Source organism: Serratia sp. CY52157, assembly GCF_052168495.1.
Classification (GTDB): Bacteria; Pseudomonadota; Gammaproteobacteria; order Enterobacterales; family Enterobacteriaceae; genus Serratia; species Serratia ureilytica.
Genome location: NZ_JBJNMO010000005.1, coordinates 122,726 through 145,455 on the forward strand (window position 1 = coordinate 122,726; position 22,730 = coordinate 145,455).

At 62.1% G+C, this 22,730-nt stretch carries 20 protein-coding genes; 6 read left to right on the forward strand and 14 right to left on the reverse strand.

Going from position 1 to position 22,730, the window contains the following annotated elements:
• Positions 1-81 precede the first annotated feature (81 nt).
• Complete coding sequence (gene xapA / locus ACJ8IP_RS17195) at positions 82-903, reverse strand: xanthosine phosphorylase (RefSeq protein WP_033651299.1); 822 nt, start codon at positions 901-903, stop codon at positions 82-84.
• A 136-nt stretch (positions 904-1,039) separates the two neighbouring features.
• Between xapA and ACJ8IP_RS17200 the strand changes: the two genes are divergently transcribed.
• A complete protein-coding gene (locus ACJ8IP_RS17200; protein ID WP_164106448.1) occupies positions 1,040-1,951 on the forward strand; it encodes a LysR family transcriptional regulator in 912 nt (303 codons plus the stop codon).
• Between the two features lie 17 nt (positions 1,952-1,968).
• Here the strand turns inward: ACJ8IP_RS17200 and ftsP are convergent, their stop codons facing one another.
• From ftsP to parC, 3 genes are all read right to left on the reverse strand, one after another.
• Positions 1,969-3,384, reverse strand: coding sequence for a cell division protein FtsP (gene ftsP / locus ACJ8IP_RS17205; protein ID WP_033644615.1), 1,416 nt, complete (start codon positions 3,382-3,384; stop codon positions 1,969-1,971).
• A 132-nt stretch (positions 3,385-3,516) separates the two neighbouring features.
• The gene (locus ACJ8IP_RS17210) at positions 3,517-4,251 is read right to left on the reverse strand and encodes a 1-acylglycerol-3-phosphate O-acyltransferase (protein ID WP_004937266.1); all 735 of its coding nucleotides are present in this window, start codon (positions 4,249-4,251) and stop codon (positions 3,517-3,519) included.
• A 246-nt stretch (positions 4,252-4,497) separates the two neighbouring features.
• Complete coding sequence (gene parC, locus ACJ8IP_RS17215; RefSeq protein WP_004937261.1) at positions 4,498-6,771, reverse strand: DNA topoisomerase IV subunit A; 2,274 nt, start codon at positions 6,769-6,771, stop codon at positions 4,498-4,500.
• Positions 6,772-7,096: 325 nt separating this feature from the next.
• Between parC and ACJ8IP_RS17220 the strand changes: the two genes are divergently transcribed.
• Entirely contained in the window at positions 7,097-7,678 is a 582-nt protein-coding gene (locus tag ACJ8IP_RS17220; protein ID WP_042785391.1) for an NAD(P)H-dependent oxidoreductase, read from the forward strand.
• A gap of 33 nt (positions 7,679-7,711) precedes the next feature.
• Positions 7,712-8,020 (forward strand): putative quinol monooxygenase, encoded by a 309-nt coding sequence (locus ACJ8IP_RS17225; RefSeq protein WP_033644613.1) that lies wholly within the window; start codon positions 7,712-7,714, stop codon positions 8,018-8,020.
• A gap of 8 nt (positions 8,021-8,028) precedes the next feature.
• Here the strand turns inward: ACJ8IP_RS17225 and ACJ8IP_RS17230 are convergent, their stop codons facing one another.
• From ACJ8IP_RS17230 to nudF, 6 genes are all read right to left on the reverse strand, one after another.
• Positions 8,029-8,925, reverse strand: coding sequence for a LysR substrate-binding domain-containing protein (locus ACJ8IP_RS17230; protein ID WP_047026465.1), 897 nt, complete (start codon positions 8,923-8,925; stop codon positions 8,029-8,031).
• 82 nt (positions 8,926-9,007) lie between these two features.
• A complete protein-coding gene (parE, locus tag ACJ8IP_RS17235; RefSeq protein WP_025304305.1) occupies positions 9,008-10,903 on the reverse strand; it encodes a DNA topoisomerase IV subunit B in 1,896 nt (631 codons plus the stop codon).
• A gap of 46 nt (positions 10,904-10,949) precedes the next feature.
• Positions 10,950-11,534, reverse strand: coding sequence for an esterase YqiA (yqiA, locus tag ACJ8IP_RS17240; RefSeq protein WP_004937252.1), 585 nt, complete (start codon positions 11,532-11,534; stop codon positions 10,950-10,952).
• The gene (cpdA, locus tag ACJ8IP_RS17245; protein WP_004937250.1) at positions 11,534-12,361 is read right to left on the reverse strand and encodes a 3',5'-cyclic-AMP phosphodiesterase; all 828 of its coding nucleotides are present in this window, start codon (positions 12,359-12,361) and stop codon (positions 11,534-11,536) included. The genes yqiA and cpdA overlap by 1 nt, the downstream gene beginning before the upstream one ends.
• A 27-nt stretch (positions 12,362-12,388) precedes the next feature.
• Entirely contained in the window at positions 12,389-12,814 is a 426-nt protein-coding gene (locus ACJ8IP_RS17250) for a DUF1249 family protein (protein WP_004937244.1), read from the reverse strand.
• Entirely contained in the window at positions 12,814-13,446 is a 633-nt protein-coding gene (gene nudF / locus ACJ8IP_RS17255) for an ADP-ribose diphosphatase (protein WP_004937242.1), read from the reverse strand. The genes ACJ8IP_RS17250 and nudF overlap by 1 nt, the downstream gene beginning before the upstream one ends.
• Before the next feature lie 347 nt (positions 13,447-13,793).
• On the opposite strand from nudF, the gene hasF reads away from it, so the two are divergent.
• Both hasF and dhaR read left to right on the forward strand, forming a co-directional pair.
• Entirely contained in the window at positions 13,794-15,311 is a 1,518-nt protein-coding gene (gene hasF / locus ACJ8IP_RS17260) for a multidrug efflux transporter outer membrane subunit HasF (RefSeq protein ID WP_033644608.1), read from the forward strand.
• 150 nt (positions 15,312-15,461) lie between these two features.
• Positions 15,462-17,411, forward strand: a complete 1,950-nt coding sequence (dhaR, locus tag ACJ8IP_RS17265; RefSeq protein ID WP_164106454.1) for a dihydroxyacetone kinase operon transcriptional regulator DhaR — start codon at positions 15,462-15,464, stop codon at positions 17,409-17,411.
• Here dhaR and dhaM read toward each other — a convergent pair.
• Genes dhaM through ACJ8IP_RS17285 form a run of 4 tightly spaced genes read right to left on the reverse strand, consistent with a single transcriptional unit; the run spans position 17,408 to position 21,713 of the window.
• Positions 17,408-18,838, reverse strand: a complete 1,431-nt coding sequence (gene dhaM, locus ACJ8IP_RS17270; protein ID WP_164106456.1) for a dihydroxyacetone kinase phosphoryl donor subunit DhaM — start codon at positions 18,836-18,838, stop codon at positions 17,408-17,410. The genes dhaR and dhaM overlap by 4 nt on opposite strands.
• 11 nt (positions 18,839-18,849) lie before the next feature.
• Positions 18,850-19,482 (reverse strand): dihydroxyacetone kinase subunit DhaL, encoded by a 633-nt coding sequence (dhaL, locus tag ACJ8IP_RS17275; protein ID WP_033644604.1) that lies wholly within the window; start codon positions 19,480-19,482, stop codon positions 18,850-18,852.
• 9 nt (positions 19,483-19,491) lie between these two features.
• On the reverse strand, positions 19,492-20,562 hold the full coding sequence (dhaK, locus tag ACJ8IP_RS17280) for a dihydroxyacetone kinase subunit DhaK (RefSeq protein ID WP_042785397.1): 1,071 nt from the start codon (positions 20,560-20,562) through the stop codon (positions 19,492-19,494).
• Between the two features lie 50 nt (positions 20,563-20,612).
• Positions 20,613-21,713, reverse strand: coding sequence for a glycerol dehydrogenase (locus ACJ8IP_RS17285; protein ID WP_147880636.1), 1,101 nt, complete (start codon positions 21,711-21,713; stop codon positions 20,613-20,615).
• Positions 21,714-22,066: 353 nt separating this feature from the next.
• Between ACJ8IP_RS17285 and ACJ8IP_RS17290 the strand changes: the two genes are divergently transcribed.
• Complete coding sequence (locus tag ACJ8IP_RS17290) at positions 22,067-22,729, forward strand: DUF1190 family protein (protein ID WP_004937226.1); 663 nt, start codon at positions 22,067-22,069, stop codon at positions 22,727-22,729.
• The last annotated feature ends 1 nt before the right edge of the window (position 22,730 follow it).

Genomic DNA, 22,730 nt, shown 5'->3' on the forward strand with positions numbered 1-22,730 from the left:
CGCCATCACCTTGTTATTATGCTTTCAACGATGATTGGTGCGGCGGGCCCCCTGCAGCCCGCCGCCGGTTTGCTTACGGTGTCACAGCGTTTTGAACAGCTCGCGGATAAGGCGCATGAAATCGTCCGCCGCCAGCGCCGCGCAGCTGAGCGTTTGTTCGTGAGAAAGAGGCGTATCCGACAGCCCTTCGGCGTAGTTGGTCATCGCGGACACCACCAGCACCTTGAGGCCGCAGTGGCGCGCCGTCAGGACTTCCGGCACGATCGACATGCCCACGACGTCGCAGCCGAGGGTCTGCATCATGCGGATCTCCGCCGGCGTTTCGAAGTTCGGCCCGGTGTAAGCGGCGAACACCCCTTCCGCCAGCGGGATGCCCGCGCTTTCGGCCACCGCCGCCAATTGGGCGCGCAGATCGCGATCGTAGGCGTTCGCCAGGCTGAAGAAGCGCGGCCCGAAGCGCTCGTCGTTGGCGCCGACCAGCGGCGATTCCGGCATGAAATTGATATGATCGGTAATGGCCACCAGGCTGCCCGGCGCTACCGAGCGGCGCAGCGAACCGGCGGCGTTGGTCGCCAACAGAAATTCGCAGCCCAGCAGTTTGAAGGTGCGCACTGCGGTGGTCATCACCTGCATGCCGCGCCCTTCATAGAAGTGGCCGCGCCCTTTCATGCACAAGACCGGCACGCCCTCCAGCTTGCCGGCGACCAGTTGCCCGGCGTGGCCGGCGACGCCGCTCACCGGGAAGCCCGGCAGCGCCGCGTAATCGAGGGTGACGGTTTCGGTCATCACCTCCGCCAGAGCGCCGAGACCGGAGCCGAGAATCAAGGCCGCTTTCGGCTGAAAACCCGGCAGACGTGCGCGGACAACATCGGCGCAGATAAAAGCATCTTCTTGATTAAACATCGTATTCTCTCTTTAAGCGGGGGACAATAAGCCCCATAGTAGAGAGCGAGGCGCAGCCGAGACCAATACATTCTTGGCGGCCGATTTATTCCATTTATCTATAAGTTGAGCTGCGTCACAGGAGGCGATACCCCGGATGAACCCGCCCCATGCCCTGCCCGATCCCGGTCGGATTAACTTCCGCCTGCTGCACTATTTCCGCGTGGTGGCGGAAGAGATGAATTTCACTCAGGCGGCGCGGCGGTTGAATATGTCACAGCCGCCGCTCAGCAAGCACATCAAAGAGCTGGAGAGCCAGCTCGGCGTGGTGCTGTTCAAACGCACCACCCGCTCCATGACGCTGACGCCGGCCGGCCGCACGCTGCTGCGCAACGTCGAGCGGCTGCTGGATCAGGCCGACAGCGCGCTGCATCAGGTGCAACAAATGGGGCGCGGCGAAGGCGGCCACATGGTGGTCGGCATGGTCGGCACCTCGGCCTGGGGCGGCTTGATTGCGGCGCTGCGGCGGTTCAGCGAGCAGAGCGTCGGCGCTACCTGGTCGTTGAATGAGCTGACGCCCAGCCAGCAAATCGCCGCGCTGCAAAAGCGGCATATCGATATCGGGGTATGGCGAGAGGCGCAGCAGCAGACGCTGCCGGGATTGAGCTGCCAACGGCTGGCGCGCGAAAGCATCGCCGTGGTGCTGCCGCTCGATCATCCGCTGGCGCAGCAGGAAAACATTCCGCTGGCGGCGCTGCAAAACGACAGCTTCATCGTGCTGCCGCCGCATGAGGCCAGCCTGGGGCTGTACCTGCACAATCTGTGTCTGCAGCAGGGATTTTTGCCGGACGTCGCTTATCAGGTCAATGAACCGCAAACCCTGCTGGCGCTGGTGGCGGAAGGCTGCGGCATTACCCTGCTGCCGGACAGCTACGGCCGCATCCCGTGGCCCAGCGTGCGGTTTTGCTCGCTGCAGCAGGCGCCCCCGGCGGATCTGTATGCGGTATACCGTACCGACAGCATCACGCCGGTGGTGCAGGCTTTTTTGGCGATGCTGCGGGCGCCCTAAGCGGCCCGCAGAGCGGGTTACATCGTCGGCTGCACCATCAGCTGGCCGGCGGTGCCGCGATCGGCCATCTCCAGCGTCTGGCTGTAATACAGGAACGGGAAGTGTTCGGAGGTGGATTGGTTGAAATACACCAGCAGCTCGACGTCGCCATCGACCCAGACGGTATCCTTCCAGCCGCGATCTTCCGCCATCGGCTGCGCGCCGTTGACGCGTTTAATCAGGAACTGCACGCCCTGAATATGGAACGACTGCGGCGTATCCGCATGAATGTTCCAGCGTTCCCAGGTGCCTTGCTGCGCCTGTACGTCGATGCGGTTCATGTCCCAAATTGCGCCGTTGATGCCGACGCCGCCGTCGCCCAGGCGGAAATCGCGGGTGCGGCTGGCGCTGCCGTCCAACAGCTGATCCGCCAGCAGGCGCATCGGCAGGTTGTCGGTCACCAGCGGCAGCAGGCCGGTCGGGCGCAGCGTCAGCACCTGGGTGGACACCAGAATGCTCGACGGCTCGAACAGGCCGCGCAGGCGATCCATGATGCCCGCCGCTTCACCGGCGGTGATGGTCACCTCGTCGCCCTTCGACATGTCGATCAGCACTTCCCGGCGCTCGCCCGGCGCCAGCGACAGCTGCTGCACCGCAACCGGCGCAGGCAGGAAGCCCTGATCGCTGGCGATCACGTTGAACGGCCGCCCGTCGCTGAGCTGCAGGGTATAACGCCGCGCGTTGGAGGCGTTGAGCAAACGCAAACGCACCCAGCCGCGCGACACGTCGACATACGGGTTTTGCACGCCGTTGACCAACAGCGTATCGCCGACGAAGCCGCCCTGCGACGGCGCATCGTATTGCGGCGTGCCGAAGTTATCGAAGCGTTTGTCCTGAATGATCAGCGGGAAATCGTCGACGCCGTAGTGGTTGGGCAGCGGCAGCGCTTTGCTGACGGCATCCTCCACCAGCCACAGCCCGGCCAGCCCGTTGTACACGTGCGGCGCCATGCGGTTTGGCGTGTTGGCGTGGTACCAGCAGGTAGCCGCCGCCTGACGAATGGGCAGCACCGGCGACCAGTCAACGTTGGGCGACATCATACGCGGCGCGCCGCCCATCAGCGTGCCCGGCACCTGCAGACCGCTGATGGTCATCGCCACCGGCTCCTGCAGGCGGTTGCTGTAGATCAGTTTGACGTCGTCGCCGCTGTAAACCCGCACCGTCGGCCCCAGGTACATGCCGTTGATGCCCCACACCGCCGCTTTGCGGTTATCCATAAACGCCCAGTGGGCGCGCTGCAAGGTCAGGAACAGCGGCTGACCGCGGCGAGACTCCAGCAGCGGGGGAATGGGTAATGGGGTCTGCGTTCCGCTCGCCTCAGCCCTCAGCGGCACGGCGCCCGCGCACAGCGCCAGGCCCGATGCCTGTAAAAACTGACGTCGACTGAGTGACATATTTTCTCCATGAAAAGCAATAACTAAACCGTGTGCAAAACCCAAACGCCCGCCAATCAAGATTAGCAGGCGCTCAGGCGTTAACGGCGCTGAACGCCAATTAAAAAACTCTTCTTTGAAGCCGGTAGACTCTTATTTTTTGGCGGCGTTGCGCTGGGCGACTTCGGCGTCCAATTCGGCGATTTTCGCCTCCATCAGCTCGCGGCAATGGGCCGCCAGCTCGCGCACGTTTTCTTTGCCGTATTTGCTGGTATCCACCGGCGCCAACATCTCGACGATCACATGGCCGTTATTCCAGCGATTAAGATTTATATTACCGCTGGTGGTGGATACGCAGATAGGCACAATCGGCACGCCGGCGGCGATGGCCGCGTGGAACGCGCCGGTTTTAAACGGCATCAGCCCACGGCCGCGGCTGCGGGTCCCTTCCGGGAACATCCAGATCGAAATGTCTTTCTTCTTGAACTGCTCCGCCACCTGGGCGATGGTGCCGTGCGCCTTGGCGCGATTATCACGATCTATCAGCAGATTACCGGTCAGCCAATACAGCGGGCCGAAAAACGGGATCCACACCAGACTTTTTTTACCGACCGTCACGGTGCGCGGCTGCACGATATTAGAGGCCGTCACCATGTCGTAGTTATTTTGGTGGTTGGCGATATAGATGCAGTTGCCGTTGTTGGCCGCATCGGCCGGCACGCGGGTTTCAACCTTGATGCCGAACAGCGTCGACAGACGGCCGAAAAGATGGCCGAAGGTCGCCACATGGCGAGGATTACGCGGACTGAACAAGCAATAAACCGAACCGAAAATACACACCAGAATACAGAAAAGAGTGGCGAGAACGGCACGCAAAATCAATAACATAACAACCTCATTAGCACACTGCCAACGCAGTTTACTTCGCTGCGCAGATTCCTTTACTCATTATTTGCCGACTAGGCGGAAAGCACGCCTATGTCGCCTGCATTTCTCGCTATTTTCCCGCCAGGCGGCAGTACGCACAATAATTTTATGCGCAGAAATGTTAACTATTTGGAAAATAAACGCCAGCAAAAATAAATAAGGCGGCCACAGCATGCTGCGACCGCCCGTTAACGCGGGTGCCAACGCTTACTCTTCGCTGTCGCCACCCGACGCCCGCACCGGCGCATCCACTTCGACGCGATCGATGCGCTGCAGGCCGCGCGGCAGTTGGGTGCCCTTGCGGCCGCGTTCCGCACGGAACTTCTGCAGATCTTCCGGACGCAGCGTCAGCTTGCGTTTGCCGACGTGCAGCGTGACGGACGCCTGCGGCGGCAGCACGAACAGCCAGGCCAGCTTGTCTTCACCGGCGGCGGCCTGCGCCGCCGGAATGGAGACGATCTTGTTGCCCTTGCCCTTCGACAGCTGCGGCAGATCGGCGACCGGGAACATCAGCATGCGCCCGGCGGCGGTGATCGACAGCAGCATATCGTCTGCGCCGTGGATCTCCATCGGCGGCAGCGCTCTGGCGTTGTCCGGCAGCGTGATCATCACCTTGCCGGCGCGGTTGCGCGCCACCAGATCGTTAAAGGTGCAGACGAAACCGTAACCGGCGTCGGACGCCATCAGCAGCTTCTGATCGTCGGCCGCCATCAGCACCTGCTCGATGGTGGCGCCCGGCGGCGGCGTCAGCTTGCCGGTCAGCGGCTCGCCCTGCCCGCGCGCCGAAGGCAGCGTCATCGGATCGAGCGCATAGCTGCGCCCGGTAGAGTCGATAAACACCACCGGCTGATTGCTCTTGCCGCGCGCCGCGCCGCGGAAGCTGTCGCCGGCCTTGTAGCTCAACCCGGTCGGATCGATGTCATGGCCCTTGGCGCTGCGCACCCAGCCCATTTCCGACAGCACGATGGTCACCGGCTCGGACGGCACGAAGTCGTGCTCGCTCATCGCCTTGGCTTCCGCGCGCTCGGTCAGCGGCGAACGGCGATCGTCGCCGTAGGTCTGCGCATCGGCCTGGATCTCTTTCTTAATCAGCGTATTCAGCTTGCGTTCGGACGCCAGCAGCGCCTGCAGCTGATCGCGCTCTTTCGCCAGTTCGTCCTGCTCGCCGCGGATCTTGACCTCTTCCAGCTTGGCCAGGTGACGCAGTTTCAGCTCGAGGATCGCTTCCGCCTGGGTATCGGAGATGCCGAAACGCTGCATCAGCACCGGCTTCGGCTCATCCTCGCTGCGGATGATGTGGATCACCTCGTCGATGTTGAGGAACGCCACCAGCAAACCTTCGAGGATATGCAGGCGCTTGAGCACCTTCTCGAGGCGGTAGTTCAGGCGGCGACGCACCGTATCGCGACGGTAGGCCAGCCATTCGGTGAGGATCTCCACCAGCCCTTTCACCTGCGGGCGGTTGTCCAGACCGATCATGTTCATGTTGATGCGGTAGCTGCGCTCCAGATCGGTGGTGGCGAACAGGTGATTCATCACCTGCTCCAGATCGATGCGGTTGGAACGTGGCACGATCACCAGACGCGTCGGGTTCTCGTGATCGGATTCGTCGCGCAGGTCTTCGACCATCGGCAGCTTCTTGGCGCGCATCTGGCTGGCTATCTGCTCCAGCACCTTGGCGCCGGAAACCTGATGCGGCAAGGCGGTGATCACCGCGCTGCCATCCTCTTTCTTCCACACGGCGCGCATGCGCACCGAGCCGCGGCCGCTCTGGTAAATTTTGCGAATTTCATCGCGCGGGGTGATGATCTCGGCTTCGGTCGGGAAGTCCGGCCCCTGCACGAACTCGAGCAGGTCATCGAGCGAAGCGCCCGGCTTGTCGAGCAGCGCCACCGCGGCGGCGGCGACTTCGCGCACGTTGTGCGGCGGAATGTCGGTCGCCATGCCGACCGCGATGCCGGTGGTGCCGTTCAGCAGGATGTTCGGCAGGCGCGCCGGCAACATCTTCGGCTCTTGCAGCGTGCCGTCAAAGTTCGGGATCCAGTCGACCGTGCCCTGGCCCAGTTCGGCCAGCAAGACCTCGGCGTATTTGGACAGGCGCGATTCGGTATAACGCATCGCCGCGAACGACTTGGGATCGTCCGGCGCACCCCAGTTCCCCTGGCCGTCCACCAGCGGATAGCGATACGAGAACGGCTGCGCCATCAGCACCATGGCTTCATAACACGCGCTGTCGCCGTGCGGGTGATATTTACCCAGCACGTCGCCCACGGTGCGGGCGGACTTCTTGAATTTGGCGCTGTTGGTCAGCCCCAGTTCAGACATGGCGTAGATGATGCGGCGTTGTACCGGCTTCAAACCGTCGCCAATGTACGGCAACGCCCGATCCATGATGACGTACATGGAATAGTTCAGATAGGCGTTTTCAGTGAATGTGTGCAGCGGTAAACGCTCTACACCGTCATGAGTCAGATCACTCATTACTCAATTATCCTCAGACCGTGGCTTGGCAATCCCTTGGACGACAAAAGGCATCGCTTGTCGATTCTGCCCGCGATAGTAACCCATCTGCAGGGTGGCTGTCACAGTTGGCGCAAGGATCGCCGGCGGCGGCCGGTTGCGCGCTGCGGTTTATGCAAAATTTCGCTGTCTGGCGGCCCGTTTATTGACTGGCAGTCAACACTGTTGTGCGCTGGATCGCATTTTTACTTGCCTGCCTAACGATTACACTCGTCGCCAGCGAGCTGGTTTCCGCCTTTTCGGCGGGAAGCATGCCATATCTTAACTCTGACGGGAGCCGCGAAAGATGAGCAATATCCTGATTATCAACGCTAAAAAACAATTCGGCCATTCTAACGGCGAACTCAACCAAACCCTGAGCGACGTGGCGGAAAGCTTCCTGCGCGATCTGCAGCACGATGTGCAGGTCACCGTGGTCGACGACGGTTATGACATCGAAGCAGAGGTAAAGAAATACCTGTGGGCCGACGCGGTCATCTACCAGATGCCGGGCTGGTGGATGGGCGAACCCTGGATCCTGAAAAAATACATCGATGAAGTGTTCACCGCCGGTCACGGCAGCCTGTATGCCAGCGACGGCCGCTCTCGTTCTGACGAAAGCAAAAAATATGGCTCCGGCGGCCTGATCCAGGGCAAAAAATACCTGCTGAGCCTGACCTGGAACGCCCCGCTGGAGGCCTTCACCGATCCCGATCAGTTCTTCCACGGCGTCGGCGTCGACGGCGTTTACCTGCACTTCCACAAGGCCAACCAGTTCCTGGGAATGGAAGCGCTGCCGACCTTTATCTGCAATGACGTGATAAAACAACCGGATATCGAAGCGGACATCGCACGTTATCGCGAGCATCTGGCGAAAATTTTTGCTTAACTGACGCAGAACATACTCATCAACGAGGTAAGCATGATCACCGTAATCGCAGAAATCAAAGTGAAACCCGGCCACCGCGCCACCGTACTGCAAGCCATTGAAAAGCTGGTGCCGCTGGTGCTGGCGGAAGAGGGTTGCGGCGAATACACGCCGATGGTCGACAGCAATACCCAGGCGCCGTGGCAGAAGCGGTCGCCGGATTCGGTGTTCATGCTGGAGAAATGGGAAAGCATGGCGCATCTGGAAAAACATCTGGCCATTGAGCACATGCTCAAACACCGCGACACCCTCAAAGACAGCGTGCTGGACACCGAGATCTACATCCTGGAAAACGCCCTGTAAGCTCCGCCTTATAACGTCTGCGCGTCGATGTGCGCGCTGACGTAGTCAAGAAAACAGGTGATGCGCGCCGCCAATTGCGTATTGCGGTAATACACCGCATTAATCGGCTGGCGCACGTCCAGCGTCTCCTGCTCCAGCAACGTCACCAACTTGCCCGCTTCCCGATCGCGTCGGGTCATAAAGTCTGCCAGCTGTACGATCCCCTCGCCCCGCAGCGCCAATTGCCGCAGCGTTTCACCGCTGGACGCCGAGATCGTCGGCGTGATGGTGAAATGCGGCGCCTGGCGATAGCGCAACGGCCATTGGTTCAGCGATTCCGGTTGGGTAAAACCGAGCAGACAATGCCGGTGCAACGCCTCCACGCTCTGCGGCGTGCCGTGCTTCTGCAGATAAGCCGGGCTGGCGAGGATGCGCAACCGGCTGGCGCCCAGCGCGCGCGCATGAATGGTCGAATCGCGCAACGCGCCGATGCGAATGGCGATATCCGTACGTTTTTCCAGCAGATCGATGATCAGATTGTCGGTGTTCAGCTCGAGCGAAATTTGCGGATAACGTTCCCTGAACCCTGCCACCAGCGGCACGATGACGTGCTCCATAAAAGGCGCAGCCGCATTGATCCGCAGTCGCCCGGCCGGCATCTGCCGGCGCACCGCCATTTGTTCTTCGGCATTTTCCACCGAGTTGATGATCGTACGCGCATGGCTCAGGAAGCTTTGCCCCTCTTCGGTCAGCTCCAGGCGACGCGTAGTGCGGCGCATCAGGGTGGTATCGAGCTTATTCTCCAGGCGGCTGAGCGCGCGGCTGATGCCGGAAGTCGTCTGGCCGAGCTGATCGGCGGCGGCGGTGATGGAACCGCTGTCGACCACCGAAGTGAACGCCAGCAATTCTTCGAGCGTGATCTTCATGCATTCCGGCCCAGGTTATCGGGCGCCGCATGAACGCCCTGCGGGAAAGCCGGCCCGGTGTTTCACCGGGCCAGGGTCAGGCTCAGACCGCCAATTCGGCCATGTCGCCCTTGTCTTGCAGCCAGTTGCGGCGATCTTCCGAACGCTTCTTGGCCAACAGCATGTCCATCACCGCCAGCGTCTGATCGACATCATCTTCCGCGACCGTCAATTGCACCAGACGGCGGGTGTTCGGATCGAGGGTGGTTTCGCGCAGCTGCAGCGGGTTCATCTCGCCCAGCCCTTTAAAGCGCTGGACGTTCGGCTTGCCTTTCTTGCGCTTCAGCTGTTCCAGCACGCCGGCTTTCTCTTCTTCATCCAGCGCGTAGAACACCTCTTTACCGAGATCGATGCGGTACAGCGGCGGCATGGCCACATAAACGTGCCCGCCTTTCACCAGCGAACGGAAGTGGCGCACGAACAGCGCGCACAGCAGCGTAGCGATGTGCAGGCCGTCGGAGTCCGCATCCGCCAGGATGCAGATTTTGCCGTAGCGCAACTGGCTGAGATCTTCGCTGTCCGGATCGATGCCGATCGCCACGGAAATGTCATGCACTTCCTGCGAGGCCAGCACTTCGTCCGAGGAGACTTCCCAGGTATTCAGGATCTTGCCCTTCAGCGGCATGATCGCCTGATATTCGCGATCGCGCGCCTGCTTGGCCGATCCGCCCGCCGAGTCCCCTTCCACCAGGAACAGTTCGGTCATGGCCAGATCCTGCGAGGTGCAGTCCGCCAGCTTGCCCGGCAGCGCCGGCCCGCTGGTCAGCTTCTTGCGCACCACTTTCTTGGCGGCACGCAGACGGCGTTGGGCGCTGGAAATCGCCAGCTCGGCCAGCTGTTCCGCCGCCTGAACGTTCTGGTTCAGCCACAGGCTGAAGGCATCTTTCACCACGCCGGAAACGAAGGCCGCGCACTGACGCGAAGAGAGACGCTCTTTGGTCTGCCCGGCGAACTGCGGATCCTGCATCTTCACCGACAGCACGTAAGCGCAGCGATCCCAAATATCCTCCGCCGACAGCTTCACGCCGCGCGGCAGGATGTTGCGGAATTCGCAGAACTCGCGCATCGCGTCCAGCAGCCCCTGACGCAGGCCGTTGACATGGGTGCCACCCTGCATGGTCGGGATCAGGTTGACGTAGCTTTCGGTCAGCAGCTCGCCGCCTTCTGGCAGCCACAGCAGCGCCCAGTCCACCGCTTCGGTATCACCGGCGAAATTGCCGACGAACGGCGCTTCCGGCAGGGTGATCAGGCCGTTAACCGCTTCCATCAGGTAGTCGGTCAGGCCGTCCTGGTAGCACCAGCGCTGCTCGGTGTTGTTCACCTTGTCGATAAAATAGATCTCAACGCCGGGGCACAGCACCGCTTTGGCTTTCAGCAGGTGAGTGAGGCGCGACACCGAGAAACGCGGGCTGTCGAAGAACTGTTCGTCCGGCCAGAAGTGCACGCTGGTGCCGGTGTTGCGTTTGCCGCAGGTGCCGGTCACCGTCAGATCTTGCACTTTGTCGCCGTTTTCGAAGGCGATGCCGTAAACGTTGCCGTCGCGGCGCACGTTGACTTCCACCCGCTTCGACAGGGCGTTGACCACCGAGATCCCAACGCCGTGCAGGCCGCCGGAGAACTGGTAGTTTTTATTCGAGAATTTACCGCCGGCGTGCAGTCGGCACAGGATCAACTCAACCGCCGGCACGCCCTCTTCCGGGTGGATGTCCACCGGCATGCCGCGGCCGTCGTCGATCACTTCCAGCGACTGATCGGCGTGCAGGATCACGTCGATACGCTTGGCGTGTCCGGCCAACGCTTCGTCGACGCTGTTATCGATCACCTCTTGGCCGAGGTGGTTTGGGCGCGTCGTGTCGGTATACATGCCGGGACGACGGCGCACTGGTTCTAGACCGCTGAGTACTTCAATGGCATCAGCGTTATAGCTGGATTGAGTCATCGTTGATTATTTTTTCGTGGTTAAAGGGAGGTGCCGGAACGGTCCGTCAGACCGCGTTTAGCCCTAAAAAATCCACAATCTGGGGGAAGTAGTGCTCGAAACCGACGAAGGCGTGGTTTCCACCCGACTCCACCGTTTGCCGACACGCGGTGTAATACGCCACTGCCTGGCCGTAATCGAGAATTTCATCGCCCGTTTGCTGCAGCAGCCAGATTAAATCCGGCGACTCCAAAGGATCGATCTGCATCACTTTCAGATCGTAAACGTGACGAGACTCTAACACATATTGCTGGCCGGTGTAGGGGTTCTCGTTGGCGCCGAGATAGTCGACCAGCAGCTCAAACGGCTTGACCGCCGGGTTGACCACCACCGCCGGCAGCGAAAAACACTGCGACAGCCAGGTGGCGTAATAGCCGCCCAGCGAGGACCCCACCAATCCGAGCGTTTGTCCGGCGCGTTCCAGCACCAGATTTTCCAGCATTTCGGCGGCCTCCGCCGGAAAGGCCGGCAACTGCGGCACCAGCATCTCGATAGCGGGATGGTGTTCGGCCAGCCAGGCCTTGAAGGCCACCGCCTTGGCCGACTGCGGCGAGCTGTTGAAACCGTGCAGGTAGAGCAGTGTCGAAGGCATCAGTATCCATCCGAGTCCATATCGGGGCGGAAATCGTCGTTTTCCAGGCGGAACACCTGCGTCTCGACGCGGCCGTCCGGCAGCAGATCGAGGTAACGCCAGCCGGGGGAGACGTCGTCGATGGTAAAGTTAGTGCAGTGCGGCTTGAATTGCACGCAGGTGGACGGCGTCGCCAACAGACGCCGGCCCTGCCATTCCAGATCCAGATCCTGGTGAATATGACCGCACACCACGGTATTCACCTTCGGGTAGCGCAACAGGATCGCGCCCAGCATATGCGGGTTGCGCAGGCTGTGCTGATCGAGCCAGGTGCAGCCGGAAGGCAGCGGATGGTGGTGCAGCAGCAACAGCGTGTAACGCTCGGGGTGCGCCTGCAGGCAGCGCTCCATCCACTCGAGCTGGTATTCGCTCAGCTCGCCGTGCGGTACGCCGAACACCTGGCTGTCCAACATCAGCACCTGCCAGTTATCGCCCAGCAGCACCTGCTTGGAAGGGGCGATGCCGGCGGCGGCCAACGCGTCGACCATCGCCGGTTGGAAATCGTGGTTGCCCGGCAGCCACACGCACGGGGCCGGCAGTTGCGCGATGCCGGCGGCGAAGTGGCGGTACGCCTCCTGCGAATGATCCTGCGCCAAATCTCCCGTGGCGACGATCAAATCGACATCGCGGCGCTGCGCCTGAATGGCGTCCAGCACCGCGTGATAGCTGCGATAGGTATTGATGCCGAGCAACGTCTCGTGTTCGCCGGCAAAAAGGTGGGTATCTGTTATTTGTAGAATCCTGACCGCGGCCCCACTCGCCACGGGCAGTTTAAACAGGCTTTCCAAATGGTGTCCTTTGTTATTTCAGTCTGTCTAACAAACCGGAACCGCCATCGCTCCATGCGCCAAACAGTAGCGCAGCCAATCAGCAAGAAACTGGTTAATTTGATGCTTTTCGTCGCGTTGATGCAACTTTTTATTAGGATAATCATAACGCGCTTTAAAGCGGTAGATCTGCTGACTGGAACACACTTCCGCAACCATGGCGTCATGGTATAACCGCACCGTCATCGCGGGCAGGCTCCAGTAGCTGACCGCCGGAAAGATCTGCTCGATCTCCACCAGCGACGTGTAACGCGTGGACTCAACGATGGTCAAACGATAGCCGGCGCCGTTCACCTGATAAGTCACCGTTTCGCCCGCTTCGTCGTTGCGCGGCAGCAAGCGGCGCAATTGCGCGAAGTTGGTTTCGCACAATCTCATCATTTCGGGGAAATCAGGGGTATAGCGCTGTTTCATTAATTGGCCCACTCTTTTCTCAACGATTCATGGTGCAACGCCAGCCACTGCAATGCAATCACTGATGCGGCGTTATCGATCGCGCCCTCTTCCACCCAGCGGTAAGCCTGCTCGCGGCTGACCACATGGACGCGAATATCTTCATGCTCTTCCGCCAGGCCGTGGATGCCTTCGGCGGTGCCGGCGTCCACCTCGCCGACCATGATCGACAAGCGTTCGCTGGTGCCGCCGGGGCTGGCCAGATAGCTCAGCACCGGCTTGCAGCGCCCGACCACCACGCCGGCTTCTTCCTGCGCTTCGCGGCGGCACACGTCTTCGACGCTTTCGCCGGTTTCGATCATACCCGCCACCATTTCCAGCAGCCAGGGCGAATTACTGGTATCGACCGCGGCGATGCGCAGTTGTTCAATCAGCACCACTTCATCGCGCACCGGGTCGTAGGGCAGCAGCACCGCCGCATGGCCGCGTTCAAAAATTTCACGCGTGATTTCAGGACTCATTTCGCCATTGAACAAGCGATGGCGAAACCGGTATAAATTGAGTGAAAAAAAACCACGGTACAGCGTCTCGCGTGCAATAATTTCTACATCTTTTTTATCGAAGGTGACGGGTGACGGCTGCGAACGGTTCATGCGCGAATTCTCCTGCGTGAGTATGCCGATAAAATAAACGGTTTTGATGACAGAAACAGCGGGTCTCACCGCCGCCGCTTTATGTTAGGCTGTTTTTCGCCGCCGGACGCGGCGCGTTTGTGCGCTCGCGGGTAATAGCGGGAAACAATCCTGATTGTCAGCCATAATATCAGCTGCAGTCGGCCCGGGCAGTACGCCAAGGTAAATGGGCGGTCTGAAAGGTAAAAGTTACGTGAGATGGCACATTCAGCCACCTGATGCGTACCGCAGACTCTGCTAGAATCGGCAACTATTTCGTCTATCGTCAGCGCTAACATAGCAATATTGCTGCACAACAAGGAATGCAAATGAAGAAACTGCTCCCCCTTCTTATCGGACTGAGCCTGGGCGGCTTCAGTGCAATGAGCCAGGCAGAGAACCTGCTGCAGGTCTACAAACAGGCCAGGGAAAGTAACCCGGATCTGCGCAAAAGTGCTGCTGACCGCGACGCCGCATTCGAAAAGATCAATGAAGCGCGCAGCCCGCTGCTGCCGCAGCTCGGTTTAACCGCAGGTTACGATTACACCAACGGTTATCGTGACAGCAATGGCGTTAACAGCAACGTCACCAGCGGTTCGCTGGCATTGACGCAGACCCTCTTCGACATGTCGAAATGGCGCCAGCTGACGCTGCAGGAAAAGAGCGCCGGCATCTCCGACGTCACCTTCCAGACCGCAGAGCAGTCGCTGATTCTCAACACCGCCACCGCCTACTTTAACGTGCTGAAGGCGATCGACACGCTGTCGTACACCCAGGCGCAGAAAGACGCGGTGTACCGCACGCTGGATCAAACCACTCAGCGCTTCAACGTGGGCCTGGTGGCGATCACCGACGTGCAGAACGCCCGCTCGAACTATGACACCGTGCTGGCGGCGGAAGTCTCCGCCCGCAACGATCTGGACAACGCGCTGGAAACGCTGCGTCAGGTCACCGGCAGCTTCTACCCTGAGCTGGCCTCGCTGAACACCGATCGCTTCAGCACCCAGCGCCCGGAAGCGGTGAACAACCTGCTGAAAGAAGCGGAAGCGCGCAACCTGAGCCTGCTGTCCGCCCGCCTGAGCCAGGATCTGGCGCGCGAACAGATCCGCGCAGCCCAAACCGGCTATATGCCGACGATTGACGTCAGCGCGTCAACCGGCATCAGCAATACCAAATACAACGGCTCAAACACCGGCGGCGCGAATGCCGCACGCTACAGCGACTCCGATGCGGGCCAAAATAAAGTGGGCATCAGCTTCAACCTGCCGCTGTACAGCGGCGGCGCGACCAACTCGCAGGTTAAACAAGCGCAGTACGGCTTCGTCGGCGCCAGCGAGCAGCTGGAAAGCGCTCACCGCAGCGTGGTGCAGACCGTGCGTTCATCGTTCAACAACGTTAACGCTTCGATCAGCAGCATCAACGCCTACAAACAGGCGGTGATCTCCGCACAGAGCTCCCTGGACGCGATGGAAGCCGGTTATCAGGTCGGTACCCGCACCATCGTCGATGTGCTGGACGCCACCACCACGCTGTATAACGCCAAACGTCAGCTGTCCGACGCGCGTTATACCTATTTGATCAACCAGCTGAACATCAAGTCGGCGCTCGGCACGCTGAACCAGAACGATCTGCTGCTGCTGAACGGCGCGTTGGGCAAGCCGGTATCGACCGCGCCTGACGCCGTCGCACCGCAAAACCGCGCGCAGGACGCCTATGCGGACGGTTATCAGGACAATGCGCCGATGCAACAGACTGCGGCGCCGGCACCGGCGGCCACTCGCGCATCCGCGCCGGCCGTTACCACCAGCCAACCGGCTCGCCACAGCGGCAACCCATTCCGCAACTGATGTCCGCACGCTGACAAACACGGGGTCCGGCCTGCGCCGCGCCCCGTTTTTTTTGTCCCGATTTTCCCCGCTTCTGCCCGCCGCCTCACAGCCGCCGCTGCGCCAGGTGATATCATCGTCACTCTCGTTTTCGCAGTTGGATGAGGTTCGATGGACAACGATTCACGTTGGCAGCAACTGATTAACGACGGCGAACTGCCGCCGCCGCTGCGCCCGACGCCGGCGGTGTACGCCTCCTGGCTGCGTTGCCGCAGCCTGATGCAGCCCGATGTCTGGCAAGCGCCGCACCGTGCGCAGGGCGCCACCTTCGAATCGATTTGCCGCCGCAAGAACGATCTGCTGACGCTCGGCCAGGCGGCGCTGGAAGACGCCTGTGAATACATGGAGCCGCGGCGTTGCCTGCTGATGATCCTCGACGAGAGCGGCTGCATGCTGTGGCGCTGCGGCGACGCCCAAACCTGGGAACATCTGCAGCAACTGGGGTTCGCCCCCGGCGCTTACTGGGCCGAAGGGCTGATAGGCACCAATGCCCCGGCGCTGGCGGCGGCGGAAGGCCACCCGGTGCGGGTGAGCGGTGAAGAACACGTGCGCCGAGCGCTGCACGGCTGGTCGTTCTGCGCCACGCCGGTCTACGACAACAGCGGCCGCCAGCGCGGCTCGATCGCGCTGGGCTGTCTGCTGGCCGACTGCGCCGCCGGCGATCTGTCGCTGACGCTGGCCATCGCCCGCGAAATCGGCAACTCGCTGAACGCCGACGGCCTGCTGGCGGAATCCAACCGCCATCTGAATCAGCTTTACGGCCTGCTGGACGGCGTGGACGACGGCGTCATGGCCTGGGATCACCGCGGCTACCTGCAATACATCAACCAGCGCGCCGCCGGCCTGCTGAAGCTGGACGAACAGCAGAGCCAGGGCAAACCGTTGGCGCAGCTGTTGACGCTGCCCGCGCTGCTCAAACGCGCCATCGCCGATCGCCAACCGCTGCAACACGTCGAAGTCACCTTCGAAAGCCAGCGGCAGTTTATCGCCGCCTTGCTGACGCTCAAGCCGATTTTCGACGGCGATCGCTGCAGTTTCATCGCCCTGCTGCACCCGCTCGAACGGCTGCGCCAGTATGTCAGCAGCCAGCTGGGGCGCGTCAGCCACAGCTTCGAACAGATGCCTTCCGCCTCGCTGGAAATGCGGCGACTGATCCGTTACGGGCAGCAGGCGGCCAAAGGCCAGCATCCGATCCTGTTGCGCGGAGAAGAAGGCGTTGGCAAAGAGCTGCTCAGCCAGGCTATCCACAACGCCGGCGAACGCGCCGCCGGGCCGTATATCGCCCTCAACTGCCAACTGCTGCCGCAGGCGCAGGGGCTGCGTGAGCTGCTGGGCAGCGACGCCAGCGAAGAAGAGGCGGGCCAGCTCAGTAAATTCGAATTGGCTAACGGCGGCACGCTGTACCTGGAACAGATCGAATACCTGCCGGCGGAGATGCAGTCGGCGCTGCTGCAGGTGCTGAAAACCGGCGTGGTGATCCGCCTCAATTCCAGCCGAGTGATCCCGGTCGATGTGCGGGTGATCGCCGGCAGCGCCGCCGATCTGCCGCTGCTGGTGCAGCAAAACCGCTTCCGCCGCCAGCTGTTTTACAGCCTGCAGGCGTTCGAGATCCAAATCCCGCCGCTGCGTCAGCGGCTGAGCGATATTCCGCTGCTGGTCAAACACCATCTGCGCACGCTGGAGCAACATTTTCAGTGTCGCTTCCGGGTTGATGACGAGGTGATGGCTCAGCTGGCGCTCTATCTGTGGCCGGGCAACGATTTGGAACTGAAAGGGGTGGTGGAGCGCGCGGCGATGATATGCCACGGCCACCACATCCAGCTGGCGGACCTGCCGGCGCACCTGCTCGGCCACCCGTCGCTGCTGGAAAGCGATCCGCAGCCCGGCGCGCCGCTGTTGACGCTGACGGACATGGAGCGCCAGGCGATCCTGCGGGCGGCGACCGTCAGCCGCGGCCAACTGACGGAAATGGCGCAGTTGCTGGGCATCGGCCGCACCACGCTGTGGCGGAAGATCAAACAGCACGGGATCGACATCCGCCAGTTCAAGCTGCGCGCCTAGTGGCTGAGCTGCAACACCCCGCGCGCGGCGTCCAGCATCGCCTTCTGGCCGCTGCGGGTTTTGCTCAGGCAATCCTGCATGCCGACCACCATCGGAATGCCCATCGCCTTCGCCAGAATGGCGCTGTGCGAGAGGGCATTGCCGCCGCTCAGGCAGATGCCGAGCACCAGTCGGCGATCCAGCATCACTACCTCTGAGGGCATCAGCTCATCCATCACCAGTATTGACGGCTCTGCGAGCGCAATGGTCGGCAGCGGCTGCCCCTGCAGGTGGCACAGCGTGCGGCGCAGCATGTCGCGCACGTCCAGTTCGCGCGCCCGCATGTAGTCGTCATCCAACTCGCGGTACTCTTCGGCGATCGCCTCCAGCACCTGCCGCCAGGCCTGCTCGGCGCTGCACAACTGCTGCGCAATGCGGGTGTAAGCCGCCTGCTGCAGATCCGGATCGTCCAGCAGCATGCTATGGGCGCCGAAGATCGCCGCCTGCGGCTTGCCGATCAGCGTGCCGGTGCGCTCCGCCAGCCGGTTGAGATCGCTCAACGTGTGCTGCAGCGCCTCCCGCAGGCGTTGCTGTTCGCCCAACACCTCGTCCGCGCCGATCCGGCGCTCGGCGGCTGACGGCCAGACACTGCGGGCCTGGAACACCGGCCCGCTGGTGACGCTTTCCGCCACCGGAATGCCGTGCAGCGAAGGCTGCTGCCGCTCGGAGACCGTCTCGCCGAAATGCTGCTCCGCCAGCGTTTTGAACGCCGCCAGCGCCTCGTCCGCCTGCGCGCCGTCGGCGATCAAACGGATGGTGTCGCCGTGGCGCACCTGCAGCAGCGCCAGCTGATTGAGGCTGCGCGGATCGACGCACTGCCCCTGTTTTTCCAGCACCAGCTCGGCCTTGAACGGCGCCAGCGCTTCGACCAGCCGCGCCGCCGGGCGCGCGTGCAGTCCGTGCGGGTTCTGCACCGTCCAGGTTGCGCTTTTGCCCTGCACCAGCGGCAAGGCCGCACGCTTCGCGGCCGGTGAAGCCTCGCCCAGCTGCGCTTGCTTGGCCTGCAGCGCCCCCTGCGCCTCCGCCACCACCTGCTCCAGCGAAGCGCCGGAGTTGGCGGCCACCACCGCCGCCAGCGTGCCTTCGATCAGCGGCGCGGCGCACAGCCGCACCTTGGCGGCCAACTCCGGATCCAGCAGATCGAGCGCGGTTTCGGCACTGAGCAGCGCGCTGCCCAGATCCATCAGCACCAGAATGCCATCGCCGTCGGCGACCGCTTCGATCGCCTCCATGACGTTGACCGCGTCGGTACCGATCGGGTGCTCCTCGTCATCCACGCCCGCCGCCAGCGCCAGCTTGCAGCCGTCGCCGCGCATCATCTGCCGCGCCAGTTGCTCAACGCCGCGCGCCAGCAACGCGCTGTGCGACACCACCACGATATTAATCATCTCGCCTCCTGCTAACTGCCGGCGACCTCGGCCAGCGTTTTCATCATCAGCATCACCGAAGTGGCGCCGGGATCCTGGTGGCCGATGCTGCGCTCGCCCAGGTAACTGGCCCGCCCCTTGCGCGCCTGCATGGTGATGGTGCTCTCCACCGCCCGCTCGGCGCTGTCGGCGGCGCGCTGCAGCGCCTCCGCCACGCTCAGGTTCTGCTGCGCGGACTGGCCGAGGCTTTCCACCACCGGCCACCAGGCATCGCACATGGTCTTGTCGCCCGGCTCCGCCTTGCCGCGCATCACCACGCCTTCCACCCCTTCCTGCATCATTTGATGCAGCTCCGCCAGATCCAGGCTTTGCTTGGCGTTCGCCGCCTGCGCCGCGCGGATGAAGAAGGTGCCGAACAGCGGACCGCTGGCGCCGCCTACGCTCGACAGCAGCGTCATGCCGGTGTTTTTCAGGATAAAGCCGATATCCTTGTCCGCCACCGACGGCAGCTTTTCCACCACCTTATTGAAACCGCGATTCATGTTCAGGCCGTGGTCGGCATCGCCGATCTCGGTGTCCAGTTGGGTAAGAAAATCGCGCTCCCGGCTGAACACTTCGCCGCAACGCATCAGCCAATCGACGACCTGTGGTTTGGTCAACGCCATAATTCCTCCTCAGCAACCCCAACGCAGCGCAGGCGTTTTCACCGGCGCATCCCACAAGGACAACAGTTCGTCGTCCACGTTCAACAACGTGATGGACACGCCCTGCATATCGAGCGAAGTGCAATACGCGCCCACCAGGTTGCGTTCGATGATGATGCCCGCTTCGGCGCAGCGCTCCGCCAGCCGATGGTACACGCCGTACAGCTCGGACAGCGGCGTGGCGCCCAGGTTGTTGACCAACGCGATCACCCGATCGCCGCGCGTCAGCGGCTGCTTGGTCTGCATCTCGTCGCGCCACTCGCCCTGTTGGCGATCCCAAACGCGGATCGTGCGCTGATAGTGGCCGTGGTCAATCAGCGTATGGAACATGTCATCCACCGCCGCGTTGAGCGTGGTGAACGGACGGCGCGCAATGCCCGGTTCGCCGTGAATGCCGACGCCGAACTCCATCTCATTCTCCGCCAGGGTGAACGAGGGTTTGCCGGCGGCGGGGACGGTACAGGCGCCCAGCGCGATACCGATCGAATGCCCGTGGTTGTTGATGCGATGCCCCAGCGTCACCACGCTGTCCAGATCGTCGCCGCGCGCCGCGGCGGCGCCCAGCAATTTCTCCATCAGCACGGTGTTGGCCACCCCGCGCCGCCCGGCAGTGAACAGACTGTCCTTGACCGCCACGTCGTCATCCACCAGCACCGTCGCCACCGCGACGCCGCTGTCGTGCAGCAGCTCGGTGGAGGTTTCGAAGTTGAGCACGTCGCCGGTGTAGTTCTTGATCAGCAGCAGCACCCCGGCGCCGCCGTCGATCGCCTGACCGCACTCGTACATTTTATCCGGCGTCGGCGAGGTGAAAATCTCGCCCGGACAGGCGCCGTCGAGCATCCCTTCACCGACGAAACCGCAGTGCATCGGCTCGTGGCCGCTGCCGCCGCCGGACAGGATCGCCACTTTGCCCGCTACCGGCGCGTCGGCGCGGGTGACGAACGCCGGATCCGCATGCACCAGCAACTCGGGATGAGCCTCCGCCAGCCCCTGCAACTGCTCTTCCAACACCGACTCGACCTGATTAATCAGTTTTTTCACGATGGTTTCCTCTGTAAGCCAGGGGCGCGGCGCACCGCGCCCCAACGGTATCAATGACGCAGCAGCCAGGCGGCGCCGAGCCGATCCGCCGTCAGGATCGCCGCCTGCACGCCGGCAGGGGTGACCTTGAACGGCATGTTGTGAATGGTTTCGCCGGCGGCGCAGCTGGCCTCAGCCACCGCCATCGTCTTCGTCGCCGCGTCGCCGGTAACGCCCATCTGCGCCAGCGTGATCGGCAAGCCGATGCCATGACAAAACGCCAGCACGGTTTCAATCTGCGCCATCGGGCTGTTCTGCAGCACCAGCTGCGCCAGGGTGCCGAACGCCACTTTTTCGCCGTGATACAGGTGGTGACACTCCTCCAGCACGGTGAAACCGTTGTGAATGGCGTGCGCCGCCGCCAGCCCGCTGCTCTCGAAGCCGATGCCGCTCAGATACGTATTGGCCTCAATGATGCGTTCCACCGCTTCCGTCACCACGCCGGCCTCGACCGCCAGCTTGGCCTTCACCCCTTCGGCCAGCAGCGTGTCGTAGCACAGCCGCGCCAGACTGAGCGCCGCCAGCGTCGATTTGCCGCCGGCCATGCTGGTGGCCTGAGCGTCGAAGCAGGCCTGCGCTTCGAAATAGGTGGAGAGCGCGTCGCCCATGCCGGCTACCAGCAGGCGCACCGGCGCTTTGGCGATGATGGCGCTGTCCATCACTACCATGTCCGGGTTGCGCGGGTAGATCAGGTATTCGGCGAATTCGCCCTGTTCGGTGTAGATAACCGACAGCGCGCTGGTCGGCGCATCGGTGGAGGCGATGGTGGGAATGAGCACCACCGGCAGCCGTTGGTAGTGGGCGACGGCCTTGGCGGTGTCGAGCGTCTTGCCGCCGCCGACGCCGATCACCCCGCGGCAACCGTGGGTCTGCAGCTCGCGGCCAAGCCGGTCTATCTCTTTACGGCAGCACTCGCCGTTGAAACGGGCCGCATGATGTTTCACGGCGTGCTGCTGCAGGCTGCCCATCAGGGTGTCTCCCGCCAACTGCATCACGAAGTCGTCGGCGATCACGAAATAATGGTCGGCGAGGGATTTGGCGTATTCGCCGACGGCGGCCAGCGCATTGGCGCCCTGAATGTATTTGCCTGGTGACTGGATGATTCTCAACATAACCGGATCCTTGTAGGGAGTTGGCGATGGTAACGTTCAGATATCAGGTGATGACGCGCCGACTTCGCCGCCGGCTTGTTGTTGTGCTTCGACTATGAGCGTCTGCCGCCCGCCTGGCGAGCCACGCGATTTTTGTTCCATTATGGAACATCATCATAGCGATAACGTTTCATGATGAAACGCCAACGCGCGTTTTTTCGCCGCGAAAGCGAACTGGCGCACACCCCAACGTATAACTGCGTAAAGAGTGGATTCTGCGGGCGTTTCAGCTTTAATTTTGACCATGTTTCCCCTATCCTTAGCGCCACTACTGGGAAAGGGCGAAAACAGCCCGCATGATGGGATTGATAACGATGAAACGGACAAAAAACATCAACCAAGAGACGTTCCGCAAATCCTGGCGCAGCTACCGTGTCGCGCCCGTGGCCTTGGCGATCAGCGCCGTCTTTATGCTGGCCGGCTGCGAGAAGAGCGATGAAACGGTCTCCCTGTATCAGAATGCCGATGACTGTTCGCGCGCCAACCCTTCGATGAGCGAGCAGTGCACCACCGCCTACAACAACGCCCTGAAAGAAGCGGCGAAAACCGCGCCGAAATACGCCACCCGCGAAGACTGCGTCGCCGAGTTCGGCGAAGCGCAGTGCACCCAGGCTCCGGCGCAGGCCGGCATGGCGGCGGAATCGCAAAGCAGCGGCAGCTTCTGGATGCCGCTGATGGCGGGCTACATGATGGGCCGCCTGATGGGCGGTTCCGGCTTCGCGCAGCAGCCGCTGTTCACCTCCAAGAACGCCGCCAGCCCGGCGAACGGCAAGTTTGTCGACGCCAGCGGCAAGAGCTACGGCCCGGCCACCGCCGGCGGCCGCACCATGACGGTGCCGAAAACCGCCATGGCGCCGAAGCCTGCGGTCACCAATACCGTGACCCGCGGCGGTTTCGGCGAGACCGTGGCCAAGCAGACCAGCATGCAGCGCAGCAGCGCCACCTCCAACTCCGGCTCTCGCAGCATGGGCGGTTGAT

Bases quoted from the DNA above. Each gene is read 5' to 3' on its own strand.
- ACJ8IP_RS17220 (WP_042785391.1), top strand. From the start codon at position 7,097: ATGAGCAATATCCTGATTATCAACGCTAAAAAACAATTCGGCCATTCT.
- parC (WP_004937261.1), bottom strand. From the start codon at position 6,771: ATGAGTGATCTGACTCATGACGGTGTAGAGCGTTTACCGCTGCACACA.
- ACJ8IP_RS17250 (WP_004937244.1), bottom strand. From the start codon at position 12,814: ATGAAACAGCGCTATACCCCTGATTTCCCCGAAATGATGAGATTGTGC.
- hasF (WP_033644608.1), top strand. From the start codon at position 13,794: ATGAAGAAACTGCTCCCCCTTCTTATCGGACTGAGCCTGGGCGGCTTC.
- ACJ8IP_RS17290 (WP_004937226.1), top strand. From the start codon at position 22,067: ATGAAACGGACAAAAAACATCAACCAAGAGACGTTCCGCAAATCCTGG.
- ACJ8IP_RS17225 (WP_033644613.1), top strand. From the start codon at position 7,712: ATGATCACCGTAATCGCAGAAATCAAAGTGAAACCCGGCCACCGCGCC.
- ACJ8IP_RS17230 (WP_047026465.1), bottom strand. From the start codon at position 8,925: ATGAAGATCACGCTCGAAGAATTGCTGGCGTTCACTTCGGTGGTCGAC.
- dhaR (WP_164106454.1), top strand. From the start codon at position 15,462: ATGGACAACGATTCACGTTGGCAGCAACTGATTAACGACGGCGAACTG.
- yqiA (WP_004937252.1), bottom strand. From the start codon at position 11,534: ATGCCTTCGACACTGCTCTACCTGCACGGTTTCAACAGCTCGCCGCAG.
- nudF (WP_004937242.1), bottom strand. From the start codon at position 13,446: ATGAACCGTTCGCAGCCGTCACCCGTCACCTTCGATAAAAAAGATGTA.
- ACJ8IP_RS17210 (WP_004937266.1), bottom strand. From the start codon at position 4,251: ATGTTATTGATTTTGCGTGCCGTTCTCGCCACTCTTTTCTGTATTCTG.
- dhaL (WP_033644604.1), bottom strand. From the start codon at position 19,482: ATGGCGTTGACCAAACCACAGGTCGTCGATTGGCTGATGCGTTGCGGC.
- ACJ8IP_RS17200 (WP_164106448.1), top strand. From the start codon at position 1,040: ATGAACCCGCCCCATGCCCTGCCCGATCCCGGTCGGATTAACTTCCGC.
- ftsP (WP_033644615.1), bottom strand. From the start codon at position 3,384: ATGTCACTCAGTCGACGTCAGTTTTTACAGGCATCGGGCCTGGCGCTG.
- dhaM (WP_164106456.1), bottom strand. From the start codon at position 18,838: ATGATTAATATCGTGGTGGTGTCGCACAGCGCGTTGCTGGCGCGCGGC.
- ACJ8IP_RS17285 (WP_147880636.1), bottom strand. From the start codon at position 21,713: ATGTTGAGAATCATCCAGTCACCAGGCAAATACATTCAGGGCGCCAAT.
- parE (WP_025304305.1), bottom strand. From the start codon at position 10,903: ATGACTCAATCCAGCTATAACGCTGATGCCATTGAAGTACTCAGCGGT.
- xapA (WP_033651299.1), bottom strand. From the start codon at position 903: ATGTTTAATCAAGAAGATGCTTTTATCTGCGCCGATGTTGTCCGCGCA.